3 protein-coding genes are annotated in these 2,171 nt (G+C 68.1%); all 3 read right to left on the minus strand.

Annotation, left to right across the window (positions count from 1 at the left end; translation table 11 throughout):
• Positions 1–627, minus strand: a 627-nt coding sequence (locus ACIRS4_RS36260; RefSeq protein WP_404204224.1) for an ABC transporter ATP-binding protein, incomplete at its 3' end; no start/stop codon positions are given.
• Positions 628–745: 118 nt separating this feature from the next.
• Entirely contained in the window at positions 746–1,390 is a 645-nt protein-coding gene (locus ACIRS4_RS36265) for a Uma2 family endonuclease (RefSeq protein WP_404204228.1), read from the minus strand.
• 84 nt (positions 1,391–1,474) lie between these two features.
• The coding region (locus tag ACIRS4_RS36270; RefSeq protein WP_404204226.1) for an AMP-binding protein at positions 1,475–2,171 on the minus strand (697 nt) is incomplete at its 5' end.

The following is a 2,171-nucleotide window of genomic DNA, read 5'->3' on the forward strand; positions in this document are numbered from 1 at the left end:
CACCCGATCGCAGATCGATTCCACCAGGGCCATCACGTGACTGGACAGGACCACCGATCCCCCGGCGGCCACGAACCGTTGCAGGATCGTCCGGATGGTTCCCGCCGAGACGGGGTCCACGGCTTCGAACGGCTCGTCCAGCACCAGGAGTTTCGGCGCGTGCAGCAGCGCCGTGGCCAGCCCGATCTTCTTGCGCATACCGGCCGAATAGTCAACGACCACAGTGTTTTCCGCGCCGTCGAGCTCGAGCACGTGCAGCAGCTCGTCCGCCCGCCCGACCACGGTCGCCTTGTCCATCCCGCGCAGCAGCCCGGTGAAGTTCAACAGCTCGCGCCCGGTCAATCGCTCCGGCAAGGCCATCCCGTCCGGCAGCACCCCGACCACGGCCTTCGCGGCGACCGGGTCCGCCCACACGTCGTGCCCGAAGATCCGCGCCAGCCCCTGATCGGGCCGCAACAACCCCACCGCCATCGACAGCGTGGTCGTCTTCCCCGCGCCATTGGGTCCCACCAGCCCGAAGAACGACCCGGGCGGCACCGCCAGGCTCACCCCCTCGACCACCCAGGGCCCACCGAATCTCCTGTACAGCCCGCTCAGCTCGAGCGCCAACTGCCCATTGCTCGTCACAAGCCCCTCCTTCGCGCGCGCCCCCACGGCGCTTTGCCCACGATACGTCCGAACTCGCTGTTCAACGAGTTATCGCGAGCGGCTCTCACGGCGCAACGAGCCCGCCCCTGGACGGCAGCTAGGGCAACAGTCTCGCTGTGTCCAAAGCGATTTCGAAGGGCCGCTGCATGACGACCTCGGATCCCGCGGCTGCGCGCCGCACCAGTTCGTACTCACCGGTGTCGGCGAGCGCGTAGGCGAACAGTATCGGCAGTTCTTCGCCGGGCAGTTGGCCCTTGAAGCGCGCGGTCTCCAGCCGCCAATAGTTGGGGATTCCCGCGTTCGCGTAGAGGTCCGGTTTGATCCTGCGATCCATCGCGGCGGTAGATCTCGAGACGATCTCCACCACGAGCTGTACCTGCGCGGCAGGTATCCCCCGGTCATCCCACTCGATCGGCCCACCGCAGACCAGCAGATCCGGGATCGGCTCGTCGTCGCCGATCAGGACGCCGACGCCAGGGATCATGTAGAGCCCTTCGGGTAGCGCCTCCTCCAGGATTCTCCCCAGTACGGAAACGAACCGCTGGTGAATCGGTTTGGGTGCGGCGTTCACGATGAGCTGGCCATTGAGGACCTCGTACCTGAGTCCGTTCTCGGGGAGATGATCGAGATCGGCGGCGGTCCAGCGATCGGAAGCGGGCACGTGCATAGTCGAATTGTCCAGCTCATGTACCGGCATCGCCAAGGCAAACACCCCCGATTCGCAGCTGAAGCCCGAAACCACCGCCAACGGGGTCGAGGCTAGCTCGGTTCAGCAGACGACTCGCCGGTGACGAACATTTGTTCGTTCGTCACCGGCGAGTTGCCGCTAGCTGGGGATGACGCGGATTTCGTCGCCCGCGTCGCCCGCCGGGTCGGCCTCGGTGGTGAACCAGTGGGTCACCTCGCCGTCCTCCAGGTCGGCGGGGATGTCGCCGGTGGGGAGGACGGAGAGCGCGCCCGCGGTCGAGGACGACAGGAACTCGTCGATGGCCGCGGTGCCGGTGGAGGCGGTGGTGTACGTGGTCGACTCGTAGTCGATCTCGTGGTCGCCGCGCAGGGTGGCCGCGCGGTCGAGGGCCTCGGACTGGGTGAGGGTGGCCCAGTTGTCGGCGTTGCGGTAGATGAAGGCCGGGTCGGTTTCGGACAGCGGGCGGACTCGGTCGCTGTAGGAGACCGGGTGCGCCGGGCGGGCGGTCAGGTCGGCCTGGACCTTGGGGTCCGAGGGGACCAGCCAGCGGACCGAGCTGGCGGCGGGTTCCAGGGCGATGCCGAAACCGGCTCCGGCGGCGAGGATGTCGCCGAAGGAGAGGGTGTCGGCGAACAGTGCCGCGGCACCGGCCTTCTGGATGGCCCAGACCGCCACGACCGCGTCGACCGAGTGCGGGAGGGCGACGGCGACGATGTCGCCGGGGCCCGCGCCGCGTTCGATGAGCAGACGCGCCAGCTGGGAGCTGCGGCGGTCCAGGACGTGGTACGCGATCTCCTCGCCACCGGACAACAGGGCGGGCGCCTGCGGGTCCTCC

This window comes from Streptomyces sp. NPDC101166, from assembly GCF_044768125.1.
Classification (GTDB): domain Bacteria; phylum Actinomycetota; class Actinomycetes; order Streptomycetales; family Streptomycetaceae; genus Streptomyces.